Annotated in this window: 20 protein-coding genes; 12 read left to right on the top strand and 8 right to left on the bottom strand. The window is 71.5% G+C overall.

The annotated features are described in order from the left end of the window. Nucleotides 1–5: 5 nt before the first annotated feature. Both LCD31_RS15615 and LCD31_RS15610 read right to left on the bottom strand, forming a co-directional pair. Complete coding sequence (locus tag LCD31_RS15615) at nucleotides 6–518, bottom strand: rRNA adenine N-6-methyltransferase family protein (protein WP_224958992.1); 513 nt, start codon at nucleotides 516–518, stop codon at nucleotides 6–8. Between the two features lie 261 nt (nucleotides 519–779). Further along, nucleotides 780–1,064, bottom strand: a complete 285-nt coding sequence (locus LCD31_RS15610; protein WP_224958991.1) for a muconolactone Delta-isomerase — start codon at nucleotides 1,062–1,064, stop codon at nucleotides 780–782. Between the two features lie 98 nt (nucleotides 1,065–1,162). Between LCD31_RS15610 and LCD31_RS15605 the strand changes: the two genes are divergently transcribed. Both LCD31_RS15605 and LCD31_RS15600 read left to right on the top strand, forming a co-directional pair. Beyond that, a complete protein-coding gene (locus LCD31_RS15605; protein ID WP_224958990.1) occupies nucleotides 1,163–1,477 on the top strand; it encodes a helix-turn-helix transcriptional regulator in 315 nt (104 codons plus the stop codon). A 58-nt stretch (nucleotides 1,478–1,535) separates the two neighbouring features. Continuing rightward, the gene (locus LCD31_RS15600) at nucleotides 1,536–1,874 is read left to right on the top strand and encodes a hypothetical protein (protein WP_224958989.1); all 339 of its coding nucleotides are present in this window, start codon (nucleotides 1,536–1,538) and stop codon (nucleotides 1,872–1,874) included. Between the two features lie 11 nt (nucleotides 1,875–1,885). On the opposite strand, the gene LCD31_RS15595 is transcribed toward LCD31_RS15600, so the two are convergent. Both LCD31_RS15595 and LCD31_RS15590 read right to left on the bottom strand, forming a co-directional pair. Then, on the bottom strand, nucleotides 1,886–2,068 hold the full coding sequence (locus LCD31_RS15595) for a DUF397 domain-containing protein (RefSeq protein WP_224958988.1): 183 nt from the start codon (nucleotides 2,066–2,068) through the stop codon (nucleotides 1,886–1,888). Between the two features lie 14 nt (nucleotides 2,069–2,082). Beyond that, nucleotides 2,083–2,907: a helix-turn-helix transcriptional regulator gene (locus tag LCD31_RS15590; protein ID WP_224958987.1), complete on the bottom strand. Its 825-nt coding sequence runs from the start codon at nucleotides 2,905–2,907 to the stop codon at nucleotides 2,083–2,085. 92 nt (nucleotides 2,908–2,999) lie between these two features. On the opposite strand from LCD31_RS15590, the gene LCD31_RS15585 reads away from it, so the two are divergent. Next, nucleotides 3,000–3,305, top strand: a complete 306-nt coding sequence (locus LCD31_RS15585) for a hypothetical protein (RefSeq protein ID WP_224958986.1) — start codon at nucleotides 3,000–3,002, stop codon at nucleotides 3,303–3,305. 341 nt (nucleotides 3,306–3,646) lie between these two features. Further along, on the top strand, nucleotides 3,647–4,576 hold the full coding sequence (locus LCD31_RS15580) for a DUF5996 family protein (protein ID WP_224958985.1): 930 nt from the start codon (nucleotides 3,647–3,649) through the stop codon (nucleotides 4,574–4,576). A gap of 39 nt (nucleotides 4,577–4,615) precedes the next feature. Here the strand turns inward: LCD31_RS15580 and LCD31_RS15575 are convergent, their stop codons facing one another. Next, nucleotides 4,616–5,290 (bottom strand): TetR/AcrR family transcriptional regulator C-terminal domain-containing protein, encoded by a 675-nt coding sequence (locus tag LCD31_RS15575; RefSeq protein ID WP_224958984.1) that lies wholly within the window; start codon nucleotides 5,288–5,290, stop codon nucleotides 4,616–4,618. Between the two features lie 96 nt (nucleotides 5,291–5,386). Between LCD31_RS15575 and LCD31_RS15570 the strand changes: the two genes are divergently transcribed. The 3 genes from LCD31_RS15570 to LCD31_RS15560 all read left to right on the top strand — a co-directional run bounded on the left by LCD31_RS15570 (nucleotide 5,387) and on the right by LCD31_RS15560 (nucleotide 6,860). Beyond that, entirely contained in the window at nucleotides 5,387–5,704 is a 318-nt protein-coding gene (locus LCD31_RS15570; protein WP_224958982.1) for an SCP2 sterol-binding domain-containing protein, read from the top strand. Further along, on the top strand, nucleotides 5,701–6,225 hold the full coding sequence (locus LCD31_RS15565; protein WP_224958980.1) for a VOC family protein: 525 nt from the start codon (nucleotides 5,701–5,703) through the stop codon (nucleotides 6,223–6,225). The genes LCD31_RS15570 and LCD31_RS15565 overlap by 4 nt, the downstream gene beginning before the upstream one ends. A 116-nt stretch (nucleotides 6,226–6,341) precedes the next feature. Continuing rightward, on the top strand, nucleotides 6,342–6,860 hold the full coding sequence (locus tag LCD31_RS15560; protein ID WP_224958978.1) for a carboxymuconolactone decarboxylase family protein: 519 nt from the start codon (nucleotides 6,342–6,344) through the stop codon (nucleotides 6,858–6,860). Between the two features lie 46 nt (nucleotides 6,861–6,906). On the opposite strand, the gene LCD31_RS15555 is transcribed toward LCD31_RS15560, so the two are convergent. Both LCD31_RS15555 and LCD31_RS15550 read right to left on the bottom strand, forming a co-directional pair. Further along, nucleotides 6,907–7,959 (bottom strand): iron-siderophore ABC transporter substrate-binding protein, encoded by a 1,053-nt coding sequence (locus LCD31_RS15555; protein WP_224958976.1) that lies wholly within the window; start codon nucleotides 7,957–7,959, stop codon nucleotides 6,907–6,909. A gap of 89 nt (nucleotides 7,960–8,048) precedes the next feature. Continuing rightward, the gene (locus LCD31_RS15550; RefSeq protein ID WP_224958975.1) at nucleotides 8,049–8,984 is read right to left on the bottom strand and encodes a YihY/virulence factor BrkB family protein; all 936 of its coding nucleotides are present in this window, start codon (nucleotides 8,982–8,984) and stop codon (nucleotides 8,049–8,051) included. A 182-nt stretch (nucleotides 8,985–9,166) separates the two neighbouring features. Here LCD31_RS15550 and LCD31_RS15545 point away from each other — a divergent pair, with 182 nt between their 5' ends. The 5 genes from LCD31_RS15545 (at nucleotide 9,167) to LCD31_RS15525 (ending at nucleotide 15,581) form a co-directional block, all read left to right on the top strand. Next, nucleotides 9,167–9,949 (top strand): EI24 domain-containing protein, encoded by a 783-nt coding sequence (locus tag LCD31_RS15545; protein ID WP_224958974.1) that lies wholly within the window; start codon nucleotides 9,167–9,169, stop codon nucleotides 9,947–9,949. Further along, a complete protein-coding gene (locus LCD31_RS15540; RefSeq protein WP_224958973.1) occupies nucleotides 9,946–11,259 on the top strand; it encodes a M20 family metallopeptidase in 1,314 nt (437 codons plus the stop codon). The genes LCD31_RS15545 and LCD31_RS15540 overlap by 4 nt, the downstream gene beginning before the upstream one ends. 211 nt (nucleotides 11,260–11,470) lie before the next feature. Beyond that, nucleotides 11,471–12,178: a M50 family metallopeptidase gene (locus tag LCD31_RS15535; protein WP_224958972.1), complete on the top strand. Its 708-nt coding sequence runs from the start codon at nucleotides 11,471–11,473 to the stop codon at nucleotides 12,176–12,178. Between the two features lie 71 nt (nucleotides 12,179–12,249). Beyond that, entirely contained in the window at nucleotides 12,250–13,134 is an 885-nt protein-coding gene (locus tag LCD31_RS15530) for an oxidoreductase (RefSeq protein WP_224958971.1), read from the top strand. Between the two features lie 260 nt (nucleotides 13,135–13,394). Further along, nucleotides 13,395–15,581 (top strand): bifunctional diguanylate cyclase/phosphodiesterase, encoded by a 2,187-nt coding sequence (locus tag LCD31_RS15525; protein ID WP_224958970.1) that lies wholly within the window; start codon nucleotides 13,395–13,397, stop codon nucleotides 15,579–15,581. A 38-nt stretch (nucleotides 15,582–15,619) separates the two neighbouring features. On the opposite strand, the gene LCD31_RS15520 is transcribed toward LCD31_RS15525, so the two are convergent. After that, a complete protein-coding gene (locus tag LCD31_RS15520) occupies nucleotides 15,620–17,065 on the bottom strand; it encodes an amino acid permease (protein ID WP_224958969.1) in 1,446 nt (481 codons plus the stop codon). Between the last annotated feature and the right edge of the window lie 606 nt (nucleotides 17,066–17,671).

Genomic DNA, 17,671 nt, shown 5'->3' with positions numbered 1-17,671 from the left:
CCACCTCACCGTCGAGGACCGCGACGAGCGGCACCGCGACGTCGAACTGCACGACCGCCGCACCGGATCCTGGCCGCGCCCTCGCCGGTGATCACGTCCACGTCGTGGCCGGTGGCGGCGAGCACGTCCCGGGCTCGGGCGGCGAGTCCCGGGTCGATCTCCACCGAGGTCACCTGACCGTGCGGGCCCACCCGGTCGCGCAGCAGCGCGGCGTTCCACCCGGTTCCGGTGCCGATCTCCAGGACGCGCAGGCCCGGTCGCAGGTCCAGCGCGTCGAGCATCTCGGCGACGAGCGAGGGCTTGCTGCACGAGCTCGTCGGCGTCCGCGCGTCGCCGCCGGGTTCGCCGTCCTCGACCTGCGTCACGACCGGTTCGTCGGCGTCGACCAGTGCGTGCCAGCGCGCGGGTTCCCGGTCGAGGGAGACCGGGGTGAAACCGTCCGATTCGGGGTCGTCGTCCCAGATCACCGGCGGGATGAATGCGCTGCGCGCGGTCCGGAGCGGAGCCTTGTCGTCCACCGCGGACTACTTCTCGCGCTCCGGACCTTCGTGCTTGTTCCCGTCGTCGTCCGTCCCCCACGTCTCCCACTTGTCCGGTTGCGGCGTGCCCTGCCCGTCCCGGTCGGCGTCCCGTCGGCCCATCGCTTCGCCCTTCCTGCATCGGAACCGCGTCGAATTCCAGGGTGCCGGAGCCGTCAGGCGAGGTGGGAGGTGCTGCGGGGTGAACCGGTTGGCGAGATCGAGTGCGGTGAACTTCCTTGATCGACGGGTGGGGGAGTGCTACGCCGCTTCGGCGGCGAGCTCGTGGGTGATCAGCGGGGTCACCTCGATGTCGGCCCAGGGCCAGATCGGCAGGGCGGATAGGATCGCGTGCAGCTGTTCGGCGTCGTCGGCGACCCAGACGCCGACGTTGGCCCGCTTGCCGACGACCGTCCAGAAGTGCCGGATCACGCCGTCGGCGAGCAGTTCGCGGCCGCGCGCCTTCTCGCGGGTGATCACGTCCTCGCGTTCGGCGGCGGGCAGTTCGAAGACGCGGGCGACGTCGACCTGGACGAGGAATTCCACGGGTGCTCCTGTGCATTGGTGGCCGGGCGGCGTGCCCGGCCGGGTGCCGTCACCATACATCGAAGTTCGACGAACTTCGAACTACTATGCTGGGACGCATGGCGCGCAACCCCGACCACCCGGAACTGCGGGACGTCCGGCTCGACCGGATCTTCGCCGCGCTCGGCGACCAGGCACGGCTGCGGATCGTCGCGGTGCTCGCCGACCGCGCCGAGCACCAGCGGGAGGACTTCGCGGTGGAGGTCGGGCCCTCGACGCTCAGCCACCACATGAAGGTGCTGCGGGAGGCGGGCTTGGTGCGCTGCCGGTTCGAGGGCACCCGCTGCTTCGTGTCGCTGCGCGCCGACGTGCTGCAGCGCCACGACATCGCGCTCGGCGGCGTGCTGCGCTCGCTGGTGCGGGAATCGGCCTGAGCGTCCCGATCCGCGTACGCTCGATCTTCGAGCAGGTGGAACGAGGAGGGGTGCCGACGTGGGTGTCGTGTCCGTCGCCGGGCGGTGGGTCAACAAGGTCGTCGCGCCGGTGGTCCTGCGGTGCGGGAAGTGGCCCGAGAACGGCCGCACGAGCATGGCGGTCGTGTCCTACTCGGGCCGCAAGTCCGGCCGGGAGTTCACGCTCGTCGTCGCGATCCGCCGCACCGAGTCCGGGGGCACCATCGCCGTCGAACTGCCCGACCAGAAGCGCTGGTGGCGCAACTTCCTGCAGCCCGGCCCGCTCACCATCGACATCGGCGGCGACCGCCGCACCGGCCGGGCCCACGCCGTCCGCGACGACGACGGCAAGGTCAAGCTCCACGTCGAACTCGACTGAGCGGCGGACGCTCAGCCGTCGAACCGGCCGCCCTTGATCGCGGTGAGGAAAGCGGTCCATTGGGTGTCGGTGGTCGTTAATCGAGTGGAGTCCCGGGCCTTCGTATCGCGTATCGCGGCGCGGCCGCCGATCCGCCCGATCTCGACGCAGTTGTTCCCGCCGCTGTAGCTCGACTTCCGCCAGTTCTTCGGCATGCTTCCTCTTCCTGTCATGACAACGCGGCGATCAGATCCGCGGAATCGGCTGGGCTCAGCGCCGTTCTGCGCAAGGTCTCGACCGCTGCGCGATAGGTCTTGACCGCCTTCACGTCCGTGATGGTCGTGGAGGTGTCGAAGTGTTCGAGCTGCACCACCGGCTTGGCCTGCGCGAATTCGATCAGTGCCCAGGAACCGCTCAGTGCCGGCCCGCACGGCCGGTCGAGCGGGAGGACCTGGATCTCCACGTTGTCGCGCTTGCTAGCTCGGGTGAGTTCGTGGAGTTGTTCGCGCATGACGTCCGCTGGGCAGGTGGGGTAGCGAATGCCCGCTTCGCCGATGATCGCGTGAAGCCGCTTCGGGTGTTTTCCGGTGAGCACGTGCTGACGGCCGATGCGTTGCTGGGCGCGCTGTTCCGCTTCGCTGCGGCTGGACGCCCCGAACTCGGCGATGATGTGCCGCGCGTAGTCGTAGGTCTGGAGCAATCCCGGAACCATCAACGGTTCCACGTTGATGATGAGCGTGGAGGTCCTTTCGTACTCGGTCAGCGCCGCGAGCTGCTTGTCGGTGCCGGGCGCGACCCAGTTCGGTTCGAGCGCGTCGCGGGCGAGTTCGAGGATGCGATCGCGCTCGGCTCCGGTGACGCCGAGAACGGCGAGGATCGTCGCGGTATCGGCTTCGCTGGGGGTGAGTTTGCCGTTCTCCCAACGAGATACGTGCGAGTTGCTGCGCCCCACCAGCTCGGCCAGAGCCCGGGAGTTCATCCCGGTGGCTCGTCTGGCTTTCCCCAGTTCGACGCCTAGGGCACGAGCCCGTGGGGTGTCTGCGCTGCTCGCCATGTCGAACATCGTAAGTCGTGACCACGTGCGTTCCCGGCCATCACCCGAAGGTGGATCTTGTGCGATCTGACGCATGCACTCACGATTGATGCATGCACCAAGATAACGGTTCGCGACCTCCGCGACAGCAGCGATCGATCGGTCCCGCCACCTCGTTCCCGGCACGGGTCCGGTACCGGGCCGCCGCGGCGGGGGAGGCGCGGCGGGTCGTGCACATCGCGATGTCCACAGTGGAGGGTGACTGGTCGGCGCTCTGCGGGGTGCGGCTGCCCGCCGCGGACGCCGAGCAGATCTCCGACCTGCTCGGGATGCCGTGCATGGCCTGCACCCGGGTGCTCGCGGCCCGGTCCCAGGTGACGATCGGCGCCGACCCGCCGGTCGTGCTCGAAGCGGGGTAGCCCCGCTCGACCGAAGATCCGGTTCGCCGCCCCGCCTTCCGCCGGCGGTGGGCCGAGCCCCGCCGGGCCGCTCCCGCCTCCCCGACCGCGAGCGCCGGCGGGGCACCCGCATCCGCGTCCACGACCTCCCCCGGGTGGGCGCGGATGCTCCCGGGCGGTGCCGTGCCCCGAGCCGCCCGGCCGCGCCTTCCCCCGCGACCGCCTGGCGAACCGCGGGGGAAGGCGTGCGGGGAAGGGGCGTTGGTCCCGTTCTGAACTGGGATTTCGGTGTCCTTCGGCTGCTGCGTTCACCTCGTTCGCCCCGCAGCATGGGGAACGGGCGAGACCGGGGGAGGGACGCGATGACGGGATTGCGGGAGGCCACGACCTGGCCCGCGCTGCGGGTCGAGGACTGGACGGGCACGCGGGACACGCTGCACCTGTGGACGCAGGTCGTCGGCAAGGTGCGGCTCGCGCTGGCGCCGATGGTCAACCACTGGTGGCAGTCCGCGCTGTACGTCTCGGCGCGCGGCCTCACCACCTCCGCCGTCCCGCACGGCGGAGCGCTCTTCGACGCCGAGTTCGACTTCTGCGCGCAGGTGCTGCGGATCCGCACCGCCGACGACGAGCGGATCGTCCGGCTCGAACCGAAGTCGGTGGCCGCGTTCCACCGGGAGGTGATGGGCGCGCTCGACGACCTCGGGCTGCACACCGGCATCCACGCGGCGCCGAACGAGGTGCGCCACGCCATCCCGTTCCAGCAGGACACCGAGCACGCCACCTACGAGCCGGCCAGCGCGCACCTGTGGTGGCGCCAGCTGGTCGCCGCGCACCGCGTGTTCCAGGAGTTCCGCGCGGAATTCCTCGGCAAGGCCAGCCCGGTGCACTACTTCTGGGGCGCGATGGACCTCGCCGTCACCCGGTTCTCCGGCAGGCCCGCGCCGCCGCACCCCGGCGGGGCGCCGAACTGCCCGGACGAGGTGATGGTGGAGGGCTACTCACACGAGCTCAGCAGCTGCGGGTTCTGGCCCGGCGGTGATGGCGAAGGGTTGTTCTACTCCTACGCCTACCCGGAACCGGCCGGATTCCGGGGCCATCCGGTGCCGCCCGAGGCGGCGTCCTACCGGGCGGACCTCGGCGAGTTCGTGCTCGACTACGCCGACGTGCGCGCCGCGGCCGACCCGGACCGCACGCTGCTCGACTTCCTGCGCGGCAGTTACGAAGCCGCCGCGCGCGCGGGCGACTGGGACCGCCCTCTCCTGGAGGCCGCGCCCCGCGCCCGCCTCAGGTGAACGGGTCCGCCCGCCCAGGGCGGCGCGGCGGGCGGGCGGTCACCCGGGCAGCTTCCGCTCGACGGCGGTGAGGACGAGGTCCAGGCCGTACTCGAACTCCGCCTCGTGGTCGCACACCGCGAGGTGCGGGGCGATGGCCGTCAGCGACGGCAGTTCCGCGGATTCCAGGGTCCGCCTGCGCTGCCCGCCCGCCGCCGGATCGGTGCCGAAGGACGGCCCCGCGTTCACCTCGCGCAGCAGGCTGCCGACCAGGAAGCCGAGCGCGGCGCGCAGCGCGTGCACCGCCTGCTCCGGCGGGCAGCCCGCGTCCAGCAGCGGCGCGACGGCCGCCGCCAGCGGAGCCAGCCCGGCCGGTGAGCCGAGCTGCCGGGTCAGCACGGTCGGCGCGGCCTTCGGGTGCGCCAGCATCGCGGTGCGGAAACCGCGCGCCACCGCCTCCATCCGCTCCCGCGGGCTGCCGTCGGCGGGCGGCGCGGGGATGCCGGCGAGCAGCGCCTCCGCGATGCCGTCCAGCACGTCGTCCTTGTCGGCGACGTGGTTGTAGAGGCTCATCGGATCGACGCGCAGCCGCTGGGCGATCTTGCGCATGCTGATCTGGTCGAGGCCCTCCTCGTCGACGAGCGCCAGCGCCGCCTCGACGACGCGCTCGCGGGACAGCGTCGCGCTGCCGCGGGGCGGTCTGCCGCGGCGGCCCTTCGGTCCGGTCGTGGTCACGGGGCCAGTGTGCCCCACCCTTGTCGATATCTACAGCGTAGGTATAAGGTCACCACCGAAAGCCTACGGTGTAGGTAAACGATCCGAGGAGGGATGATGTCGACGCTCGACGTCATCAACAAGCTGCCCGCCGCCTTCGACCGCGAAGCCGCCGACGGGATCGAAGGCACCATCCAGCTCAACATCTCGACCCCCGTGCACGTGACCGTCGCCGACGGCGAACTCCGCGTCACCGAAGGCACCGCCGACGATCCCGACGCCACGCTCACCAGCTCCGACGAGGACCTGTTGGCGATCCTGCGCGGCGAAGCCGACGGCGTCGCCTCCTTCCTCGCCGGCAAGCTCCAGGTCGAAGGGGACCTGCAGCTCGCCAAGGAGTTCCCCGGCCTGCTCGACCCGGCCGCGCTCGCATGAGCCGGTTGTTCGGCGAGATCGCGCAGAACGGCTACGTCGTGCGCGACCTCGACACCGCCATCGCGAACTGGGTCGAGGTGCTGGAAGTCGGACCCTGGTTCTACTTCGAAGGCCTGCGCTTCGAGGACTTCCGCTACCGCGGCGAACCGTCCAAAGCGCGCGTCGACCTCGCGCTCGCCAACTCCGGCGACCTGCAGATCGAACTGATCCAGCCCGCCGACGACTCCCCGTCCATGTACCGGGACTTCCTCGCCGCCGGGAACGAAGGGCTCCAGCACGTCTGCTACTGGACCACCGAGTACCAGCAGCTCTACGACACCGCCCTCGCCCGCGGCTACACCGTCGGGCAGGAAGGCGCGGTCGGCGGCGCCCAAGGCCGCTTCGCCTACCTGGAAACCGGATTCCACCCCGGCACCGTCGTCGAGATCTCCGACGTCAGCGGCCCCAAGCGGTCGGTGTTCGACTTCATCCGCAAGACCGCCGCCGAGTGGGACGGCAGCAAGCCGATCCGCCGGATGTGAACCACCCGGCGCTCCCCGAGCGCCGAGGGCTCGCCGTTCGGACGCGCACGGGCGCACCCGCGCCGCACCCGTCGCGTCCGAGCGGGCACGGGCACCACCCCGACCAGGAGGACACCGTGAGCATCCCGCTGCCCGCCGACGACGAACTCTCCGACAAGAACCGCAGGCTGCTGCGCGGACTCCCGGACGCCAACATCTTCCGGATGGTCGCCAACGCGCCGAACAGCCTCAAGCCGTTCCTGGACCTGGCCGGCTCGCTGCTCATGCAGTCCGAGTTCGACAAGCGCGCCAGGGAGATCGCCATCCTGCGCATCGCGACCATCACCGGATCGCACTACGAGTGGGCGCAGCACGTCCGCATCGCCAAGCTCGTCGGCGTCACCGACGACGAGATCGAACGCGTCGGGGTCGACGGCCCGGTCAGCGGCTTCGACGAGAGCACCCGGCTCGTCATCGACGCCGCCGAGGACCTCACCCGCAACGTCCGCCTGGACGACCGGCTGCTCGAAGCGCTGCTCGCCGAGCACGGCACGCGGCGCACCACCGAGTTCATCCTGTGCTGCAGCTACTTCAACATGGTCAGCAGGTTCCTGGAGTCCACCCGGGTCCCGCTGGAAGCAGCGCCGCTGATCTGAGCGCGACCGCCCCGTTCGCCGCGTCGTCGAACGGGGCGCCGCGCCGTCACGCCTTCGCCAGCGCCTCGTCGATCTTCGGCACCAGGTTGTCCAAGGTGAACGGGATGCTCGACACCGTCGCCGAACCCAGCGCCATCGTCAGGTCGTAGTCGTCGAGCACCACCAGCGCGCCGCGCTTGGCCGCGGGCAGGTTGTTCAGCAGCGGATCCGCGCGCACCGCCGCCACGTCCGTCGGCTTCGCCGTGGTGACGATGACGACGTCGGCGTCCAGCAGCGACACCTGCTCCTTGCTGACCTTCACGTTGAACTTGCCGCCGCTGTCCATGCCCTCGATGGACGGGGCGAGCTTCAAGCCCAGCTGCTCCAGCAGCGCGGTCCGCGCGTCCTGCTTCGTGTAGGCCGCGTAGTTGCCCGCCGAATCGGTGCGCACCGTGACGTGCGTGCGGCCCTCGAACTTCGGGTTGTCCGCGCGGACCTGCTCGATGCGGGCCTGGGTCTCGGCGATCAGCCGGTTCGCCGCGTCCTCCTCGCCCAGCGCGCGGCCGATCGTCTCGGCTTGCAGCCGCCAGTCCACGCCGTAGTCGATGGTGCCCGGCGGCTGCGCCACCACCGGCTTGAACGCGTTCAGCCGGTTGAACTGGTCCTGCGTCAGCGCGCTCTGCACGCCGAGGATCACATCCGGCATCAGCGCGATCACCGCTTCGACGTCCACGTCGCTGCCCAGCTGCTTCGGCTTCGCCTGCCCCAGCATCGGCTCCACCCACGGGCCCACCCCGGACTCCCACGGGCCCCAGGCGGTGAGCCCGACCGGCACCACGCCCAACGGCAGCAGCACGTCGTGATCGGTGATGCCCAGCGAGACGACCTTGCCCGGAGCCGCGGGGATCTCGGCGGTGCCGAACTTGTTCGGGATCCGCACCGGGAAACCGGGGCCCGCCGCCTGGCCCGCCGCCTGGCCCGACGGCGCGGGCGAACCACCTGCGCAGGCCGCCAGGCCCGCGGCGAGCAGGCCGGTCGCACCGGCCAGGAAACCGCGCCTGCCCAGGCGGGTCCCGCCGAAGGGCCCGACCCGCGGGTGTGTTCGGTCAGCAGAGGTCATCGCGCATCCTTCATCCGGATCAGCCAAGCGAGGCTAACCTAACAAAGCCGCGGCGAGCTGTGGTGTGACTTCGGACGACCGCCCCGCGATCACTCCGCCTCGACGAGTTCCCGGCGCAACCGGGCCGTCCGCCGCGACGGCTGCACGCTGTCCAGCTCCGCGTTCACCGTGCCACCGAGCAGCACCGCGAACGCCGTCACGTACAGCCACAGCAGCACGCCCATCGGCGCGGCCAGCGCACCGTAGACGGGGGAGTGCTCGATCGTCACGTCCAGGTAGATCCGCAGCGCCAGGCTGCCCCCGAGCCACACCAGCAGCGCCAGCGCCGCCCCCGGCAGGTGCTCCAGCCACGGCGCCCGCAGCGGCAGCGACAACGAGTACAACGTGCACAGCGAGGCGATCGACCCGATCACGATCACCGGCCAGTACAGCGCGTACACCACCACCGACGCCTGCGGGAACCAGTCCGCGATCACCGACGGGCCCACCGCCAGCAGCGGCAGCAGCACGATCCCGCCGAACAGCGCCACCGTGTACAGCAGCACCGACATCAACCGCTGCCGCACCACGTTCCGCTGGCCGGCCAGGCCGTACACCACCGAGATCGTGTCGATGAAGACGTTCAGCGCCGCCGAACCCGACCACAGCGCCAGCACGAAACCGATCGAGATCACCCCGGCCCGCCCCGAGCTGAGCACCTCGTCCAGCACCGGCTGCAGCAGCTCGTCGATCGCCTGCGGGGACAGCACCGTCGCCGCCCCGGACACCAACGCGTTCCGGACCGCGGTGATCGTCTCCCCGCCGAGCACGCCCGCCAGGTAGCCGAGCGTGCCGACCAGGCCCAGCAGCACCGGTGGCATCGAGATCAGCGTGAAGAACGCCGCCTCCCCGGCCAGCCCGGTCAGCCGGTGCCGCGCGCTGGCGCCGATGGTCTTCTTCGTGAGCCGCCACAGGCCGCGCAGCTGCCGGTTGCGCGGCTGCCCGTGCCAGATCCGGTCCACGAGCGTCCGCTGCGGTGTCAGCACGATCCAGTTCCCCTTTCCGGCGCCGCGTTCGAGAACGCGGGGTCGTGCACGCTGCGACTCGTCCGCCGCGGCTCGCGTTGCGGGAGAGTGGGCCAGATCACGGGAGTGCGGTCCTGATCCGGGCCTCGGCGGTGGAACCGGGCCCGATACCGTGCGGCGAGATCCACTTCCCCTGGAGCGGCATGAAGAACCTCATCGCCGGAGCCCGCGCGCTGGGCACCGGATTCGGCCTGATCGTGCGGTCCCCGCGGCTGCTGCTGATCGGCGCGATCCCCGCACTGCTGAGCGCGGTGCTGCTGCTCGGATCGCTCGGCGCGCTGCTGTACTTCAGCTCGGACCTGGTGACCGCGCTGACCCCGTTCGCCGACGGCTGGACCGACTGGCTGCGCCAGGCGTTCCGGGTGGTGCTGGGCGTGGCCCTGGTCGGTGCGGCCGCGCTGCTCGGCTCGATCTCGTTCATCGCGCTGACCCTGCTGATCGGCGGACCGTTCTACGAGCACATCGCCGAACAGGCCGAACAGCGGCTCGGGCTCGACACCGCCGACGACGGCGCCGGGTTCGCCCGGCAGCTCGGCCGCGGGGTGCGGGACGCGGTGAAGCTGGTGCTGGTGGCGCTGGCCGGCGCGGTCGTGCTGTTCGCGCTGGGCTTCGTACCGGTGCTCGGGCAGACGGTGGTGCCGGTGCTGGGAGCCGTGTTCGGCGCCTGGGTGGTGGCGCTGGAGATGGTCGGCCTGGTGTTCGCGCGCCGCGGCCTCACCGTGCGGGACCGGCACCGCTCGCTGGCGGCGAACAAGGCGAGCACGCTCGGCTTCGGGCTGCCGACCTACCTGCTGTGCCTGGTGCCGGTGCTGCAACTCGTGATCATTCCCGCCGCCGTCGGCGGCGGCACGCTGCTGGCGCACCGGCAGCTCGACGGCACCGAGGGCACCGGGACGTCCCCCGGGCGACCTACAGTGCGGGAATGACGCAACCCACCACTCCCGACGACTCGTACCTGAAGTCCGTTGCCGCGGCGACCGAGCGGGCCGTGGCCACCGCGGCACCGATCCGCTCCGAGCACGACGGCGCGTCCGCCGCGGTGCGCGACCGGGCCGAGCGGTGGCTCGACGAGCACGCCGCGGACCTGCTGGGACTCAGCCACGACCTGCACGAGCACCCGGAGGAGGGCTTCGCCGAGCACCGCTCGGTCGAGGCCGTCGCCGAACAGCTGCGCGCGCAGGGCTTCGACGCGCGGGTCGGGGTGGGCGAGCTGCCGACCGCGCTGCTGGCGAGCACCGGCAGCGGCGGCCCGCACGTGGCGGTGCTCGCCGAGTACGACGCGCTGCCCGAGATCGGGCACGCCTGCGGGCACAACATCATCTGCTCGGCCGGCGTCGGCGGGTTCCTCGGCGCCGCCACCGCGTTCGGCGCGGTCGGCGGCAGGCTCAGCCTCGTCGGCACGCCCGCCGAGGAAGGCGGCGGCGGCAAGGAGATCCTGGCCCGCGCCGGGATCTTCGACGACGTGGACGCGGTGGTGATGCTGCACCCGTTCTCGCACGACGTGGCCACCCACCCGTTCCTCGGCCGCCGCCAGGTCGACGTGACCTTCCACGGCATCGCCGCGCACGCCTCGGCGCAGCCGTTCATGGGCCGCAACGCGCTCGACGCGGTGGTGGCGACCTACCAGGGCGTGGCGGCGCTGCGCCAGCACATGCCCTCCGGCGACCGGGTGCACGGCATCATCACCGACGGCGGGCAGCGGCCCAACGTGGTGCCGGAGCGCGCCGCCGCCCAGTTCTACGTGCGCTCCGCCGACCCCGACTCGCTGCGCGACCTCGCCGACCGCATCGACCGGATCGCGCGCGGTGCCGCCGAGATGACCGGCTGCGGCGTGGAACTCGTCTGGGACCGGCAGTACCCGTACCTGCCGATCCGGTACAACGACGCGCTCGCCGCCCGCTGGGCCGAGCACCAGGCCAGGCGTGGCCGCACCTCGCTGCCCCGCGGCGTGGTGCCCGAGTACCTCACCGGCTCCACCGACCTCGGCAACCTCAGCTACCGGATGCCCGCCATCCACCCGATGATCGGGCTCGACGACGCCGGGCTGTCGCTGCACACCGCCGGATTCGCCACCGCCGCCCGGTCCGAGGCCGGGGACCGGGCCGTGCTGGACGGCGCGACCGGCCTCGCCCTCACCGCCCTCGACTACCTGGCCGACGAACGGCTGCGCGCCGCCGTGCACGCCGAGTTCGAGCAGGCCGGCGGAGCACTGGACGTGCCCGCCTTCTTCGATTGACCGGCTCCTCCTGCTCGGTGGTCGGGTGGCGGAACCGCTGAGAACCCGCGGGTGGTCCGGTTGCGTGCGTGGTTCGCCCAGCGGCTTCGCCGCTGACGGGAGAACGAGCGCGGTCCGCTGAGCGGGAGGTGGCGGGTTCGGGGGGCGGTGCGCGGGCGCTGCGTACGATCGGCGTCGCCCGAACGAACCCGACGAGCCAGGTGTGTCTGCTGTGGACGAATTAGTCAGGTCGTGGAGCGACGAGCTGCTCGACTCCGGGTCGGCGCTGACCCTGCTGCTGGGCCTGGTCGCCCTCGGCCTCGTGCTCAACCGCGGCAGCTGGCGGCTGCTGCGCAACGTGGTGACCATCGCGCACGAAGGCGGGCACGCCGTGGTCGCGCTGCTCAGCGGCCGCAAGCTCAACGGCATCCGGCTGCACTCCGACACCTCCGGGCTCACCCTCTCCACCGGGCGTCCCACCGGGCCCGGCATGGTGTTCACCCTGTTCGCGGGCTACCCGGCGGTGTCCCTGCTCGGGCTCGGCGGGGCCGCGCTGGTGTCGTTCGACCAGGAGCGGGTCGCGCTGTGGGCGGCCGTGGCGCTGCTGGCGCTGATGCTGCTGGCCATCCGCAACGCCTACGGGGTGCTGTCCATCGTCGTCACCGGCGGCGCGCTGTTCGCGGTGTCCTGGTTCGCCACCCCGCAGTGGCAGGCCGCGTGCTGCGTGCTGTTCAGCTGGTTCCTGCTGTTCGGCGGGCTGCGGCCCATCGCGGAGCTGCGCGGCAAGCGCACCAGGGGGCGGGCGCCCAGCTCGGACGCCGACCAGCTCGCCCGGCTCACCCGGACCCCCGCCGGGCTCTGGCTGGGCGTCTGGTTCCTGCTCGGCGGTGCGGCGCTCGTGCTCGGTGGCCGCTGGCTGCTGCTCATCCCGCAGCTCTGACGGGCCCGAACGGGGTCGCGCCGTCCACAGTGGCCTTGTGCCGGACCGGTTCCGTGGCGCAGCATCGCCGGGTGACGACCTTCGAGATCCCCGACGTCCGCCCGGTCCACCGCATCGGGTACGGCGCGATGCAGCTCGCCGGGCCGGGCGTGCTCGGCCCGCCCACCGACCCGGCCCGCGCGGAAGCGGTGCTGCGCCGCGCGGTGGAGCTCGGGGTGGACCACATCGACACCGCCGACTTCTACGGCCCGTGGACGGTCAACGAGCTGATCGCGAAAGCGCTGCGGCCGTACCCGGACGACCTGCTGCTGGCCACCAAGATCGGGGCCTACCGGGACCGCGAAGGAGCCTGGCTGCCGCTGTCGCACCCGGACGCGTTGAAGTCCCAGGTGCACGACAACCTGCGCCGGCTGGGGCGGGACGTCCTCGACCTCGTCTACCTGCGCCACGTCGCCGACCGGCCGGGGATCGAGCTCGCCGACCAGCTCGGCGCCCTCGTGGAACTCCGCGACCAGGGCCTCGTGCGCGGCATCGGGCTGTCCCACGTGACCGCCGAGCAGTTCGAGCAGGCCCAGCGGTTGACCTCGATCGCCGCGGTGCAGAACGCCTACAACCTGCTGGACCGCGGCAGCGCCGACCTGCTGGAGCGCACCGCGCGGCTCGGCGTGGCGTTCGTGCCGTTCTTCCCGCTCGGCTCCGGGTTCGTCGCCGACAGCGGGGTGCGCGACGACCAGGTGGTGCGGTCGATCGCGCAGCGGCGCGGAGCCCGGCCCGCGCAGGTGTCGCTGGCCTGGTTGCTGCGCCGGTCCCCGAACGTGCTGGCGATCCCCGGGACCTCCTCGATCGAGCACCTGGAGGTCAACGTTTCGGCCGATCGGGTGGACTTGTCGGACGAGGACGTGGCCGAGCTCGACGCGCTCGTGGCCGAGGGCACCGCCGCCGAGCAGGCCCGGTGATCATCGCGCCGCCGTCCGGGGGATGATGATCACTTTCGTGGCAACGGCGGTGGACGGAGGAGGCCCGTGGACGGTGCTCCGCGTACTGGACATCACCCAGTAGTCTGGCGAACACGGGGAGACGTTCGGGGACCGGCGTGGTGCGACGAGCCTGGGGGCCGGAAGGCCTCCGCGCGGGACGCCCGCTTCCTGGCGACCGGGCGTCTCGCCCTGCCCGGCGCGTGGTCCGCCGGTGCGGTCGACGGACAGGTGAACTGAGCATGGGTGACCCCCTCGACCCGGATGCTGGGGCCGGGGCGCAGCCGGAACGCGGTGGCTGGCGCGCGACGCTGGTCCTGCGGTGGGCCGAACGGCTCGCCGCGTGCTCCCCGGACCTCGTCGAGGTGTCCGACGTGGAACTCAAGCACGCGCTGGCCGAGCTCGCCGACGAACTGGCCGAAGCGTTGCAGGACCCGTCGCGAGCCGCCGAATCCGGCCGGATCGTCGGGGAACGGCTCGTGGAGCTGCGCGCCACCGGCCCCGGCAGCCTCCAGTGCACGCTGGAGCTGATCCGCGACACCGTCGTCGGCGAATCCGGGGTCGGCGCCGTCGGGCACCTGCTGGAACTGCTCACCTCGATCGCCGCCGGCTATTCCGCGGCGGACCGGGAACGCGCTGAGGTCCAGCAGCGCACCACCGCGCAGCTGCTGCTGCGCGCCGACCGGGAACGCCGCGCCAGCGACGCCCGGTTCCGCGAGGTGTTCACCAGCACGCCCATCGGCGTCGCGATCTGCGACCTCAAGGGCCGGTTCACCGAGGTCAACCCGGCGCTCGCCGACATCCTCCGGCACCGCGAAGCGGACCTGCTGGAGATGAGCATCCACGACCTGTTCCACCCGGAGGAGGCCGCCTACCTCAACGCGGCCTACGCCGAACTCGCCGAAGGCGGCCCGGGGCAGCGGCTGCGGGAACGCCGCAGGCTGCTGCGCGCCGACGGCGAGCAGGCCTGGACCTACCTGGCCGTGTCGCTGCTGCGCGGCGCCGAAGGCGAACCGCGGCACATCGTCACGATGGTCGAGGACATCAGCGACCTGTACCTGCTGCAGGAACGCATCCAGTACCAGGCGCTGCACGACGCGATGACCGGGCTCGCGAACCGGCAGTACTTCCGCACCAGGCTCGAAGCCGCGCAGGGCAACTTCCCGCCGGACGGGATGCTCACCCTCTACCACCTGGGTCTCGACGGGTTCGAGCTGATCAACGACGGGCTCGGCTACGAGACCGGCGACAAGGTGATCCGCGCCGTCGCGCACCGGCTGGAGCAGCTGGTGGAGAACGAGGAAGCGCTGGTCGCCCGCTTCGGCGGCACCGAATTCGCCATCCTCATCAGCGAATCGCCGCACACCCCGGCGATCCCCGAGTTCGCGGCGCTGATCAACGAGGAGCTGTCCGAACCGATCTACATCGGCAGGCACGGCATCGCCACCTCCGCCAGCATCGGCGTGGTGCGCCGCCGCGTCGCCGAAGCGGATCCGGCGAACATGATGTGGGCTGCGGACGTGGCGCTGCGCCGCGCGGAGATCGCCGGCGCCCGGCAGTGGGCGCTGTTCGACCCGGACATCGCACCGGACGAGCGCACCGAGGCGCAGCTGGCGGCGATCATGCCGGGCGCGCTGGAGCTCGGCGAGTTCCAGGTCTGCTACCGGCCGGTGATGGCCCTGGACACGGGCGCGCTGATCTCGGTGGAGGCGCAGCTGCGGTGGGACCCGCCGGACCACGGGGCGCTGGGCCACCGGGAATGCCTCCAGCTCGCGGAGCGCTCCGGGGTGACGCTGTCGTTGCGGGACTGGCTGCTGCGCGAAGCGTGGGGCCAGGTCGGGCTGTGGCACCGCTCCGGTTACCGGACCTGCTTCCTGGTGGAGCTGAGCGAGAACCAGGTGCGGGACCCGGACCTGGTGGCGCTGGTGCGGTCGGTGCTCGAAGACGGCGATCTGGACCCGAGCTGGATGCACCTGGCCGTGCCGACCCGGGTGGTGATGGAGGCTTCCGAGGAACTGCTGGAGAACCTGCGGCTGCTGCGGGGGCTGGGGGCGCGCGTGCTGCTGCACAGCTTCGCCGGTTCGGCACCGGAACTGCGGGCGCTGCGGCGGATCCCGGTGGACGGGGTGCGGCTGGCGGAAGAGCTGGTCGACCTGGTGCACGGGTGCGTGGACCCGGACGACCCGGCGGTGCGCGCGGTGCGGCAGCTGGCCCCGCTGATGCACGACAGCGGTGTCAAGATCTGCACCGGCGAGGTCGCCGACGAGCAGCAGGAACGGCACTGGGTGGACGCGGGCTGCGACTTCGCGGTCGGCCCCCGCTACGGCGAGCCGGTCACCGCGTGGGACGCGCAGGCGTTGCTGCGGAAGTTCGGTGCCGCGCAACCGCCGCACGAGCACGACCACGAGTCGGAGGGCGACGTCGTCTGACGTGGGCCTCGTGGCCGACCAGGCGCGGGGCGGGCGGATCAGCTGCCCGGTCCGGTGGTGGGGCGGTGGCGCGCGACCGAGAAGCGGATCAGCAGGCCCAACACCATCCACATCAAGAAACGGGCCCAGGTCACCAGCGGGTAGTGCAGCGCCAATACCACGCACGCGAGGATGGCCAGGACGGGGAGCCACGGCACGAGGGGCACCCGGAACGCGCGCGTGAGGTCCGGCCGGGTGACGCGGAGCCGCAGCACTCCGCCGGACACGATCGCAAAAGCCGCCAGCGTGCCGATGTTCGACAGTTCGGCGAGCTCGGTGATCGGTGTGGTCCCGGCTACCAGGGCCACCCCCGCGCCGAGGACGACGGTGATCCGCTGCGGTGTGCGCCGCTTCGGATGCACCGCCGCGAACCAGCGCGGCAGCAGGCCGTCCCGGCTCATCGCGAGGAACACCCGTGCCTGCCCCATCATCATGACGAGCACGACCGCAGCGAGCCCCACCACTGCTCCCGTCGCGACTCCCAGGGCCGTCCACGTCGCACCGACCATCCGCAACGCGCCGGTGACCGGCGCCGCGGGGTCGATCCGGTCGTAGCGGACCATGCCGGTGAGCACCAGTGACACCGAGACGTAGAGCGTCGAGCACACCAGCAGGGTTCCGGCGATGGCCAGCGGCACCGTCCGCTGCGGCTGCCGGGTCTCCTCCGCCGAGGAGGCGATGATGTCGAACCCGGTGTAGGCGCCGAAGACGATGGCACCGCCGGTGAGCACTCCCACCGGGCCGTACCGGGTCGCTTGCGCATCGAAAATGCTGATCAACGGGGTCTCCCACGCGCCACCCGTCGGCGAGGCCCGGGGAGCGGGCACGAACGGCGACCAGTTGGCGGGATCGACGTGGCGTGCACCCACGAGTACGAACGCGATCGCGGCCAGCACCTTGACGGCGGTCATCACCGTCGTGACCCGAGCGGTGAGCCGGATGCCGAGGACGAGCACCACGGTGAGTGCGAGGACCAGCGACATCGCGGGCACGTTGAGCACCGCGTCCGGGCCGCTCAGGGTGGCGGGAAACCGGATGCCCAGCACGCCGAGCAGGTCTTCCAGGTAGCCGGACCACCCGACCGAGACGGCGGCTGCGCCGACGGTCATCTCCAGCATCAGGTCCCAGCCGATCACCCATGCGCAGAACTCGCCGAGCGCCGCGGCCGCGTAGGTGTAGGCGCTGCCGGCCACCGGGACGCTGCCCGCGAACTCGGCGTAGGAGACCGCGACCAGCAACGCCACCGCGGCACCGATCACGAACGAGACCGTGATCGCGGGTCCGGCGTAATCGGCCGCCGCTGTCCCGGTGAGCACGAACAAGCCGCTTCCCACGGTCACCCCGATGCCCATCATGGTGAGCGGGAGCGGGCCGAGGGTGCGCGGCATCCACGTGTGCGGAGCCTGCGCGTCGGCGATGGTCTGCTCAATGCTCTTGCCGGGCAACGAAGACCTCCCCCATGCGTTCGTCCGCGGCCGTGCGGGCCGGCCGTGGGTGGTCGGGACGGTGGCTCGGTGATAGGTCGGCCGCGGGCGTCCATCCGGCTGGTTCGCAGCGGTGAACGGCGCCTCGGCAGACCTCGCGAGTGGTCGAGGAGATCTCGGTGCAGGCGGTGCCGCACGACATCTCCGGCCGGCGTGAACCGGCGGTGTGGTGCTGGACGAGCGCCTGACTGCGGCGCGCCGGGGACGAGTCCATTCGTCCCGTATTATTGCCCGTACAACTAGCCCCCTCGTTGTAGAAGTCGATACTCTAGGTGCTTTCCCCGCCGAGGAGGTAGCCCCCTCGCCGATCACGTTTTTCCCGGTCGTTTATGTCGGAATTGAGGGTGTTCGCTCGTGGCCGTTCCAGGTGGGCTGAAGTGGTGGGAAATGCTCCGATCGGTGGTTTTGGGGATGCGCCTCGGCGCCGTGGTGATGATCGCTTGACCGCGGCTCGTCGGGTCGTGTAGAAGTTATCAACGAATTAAGTGGCGAACTCCGAGGGTCCGGTGGTTCGAAGGTCCGCTCGATAGCGCGGATCATCTTCTGTTTTGCTTCGCCGATCGGTTC

It is taken from the genome of Saccharopolyspora sp. 6M (assembly GCF_020176775.1).
Taxonomy (GTDB): Bacteria; Actinomycetota; Actinomycetes; order Mycobacteriales; family Pseudonocardiaceae; genus Saccharopolyspora_C; species Saccharopolyspora_C gregorii.
This window is presented reverse-complemented; position numbering and strand designations above follow the sequence as displayed.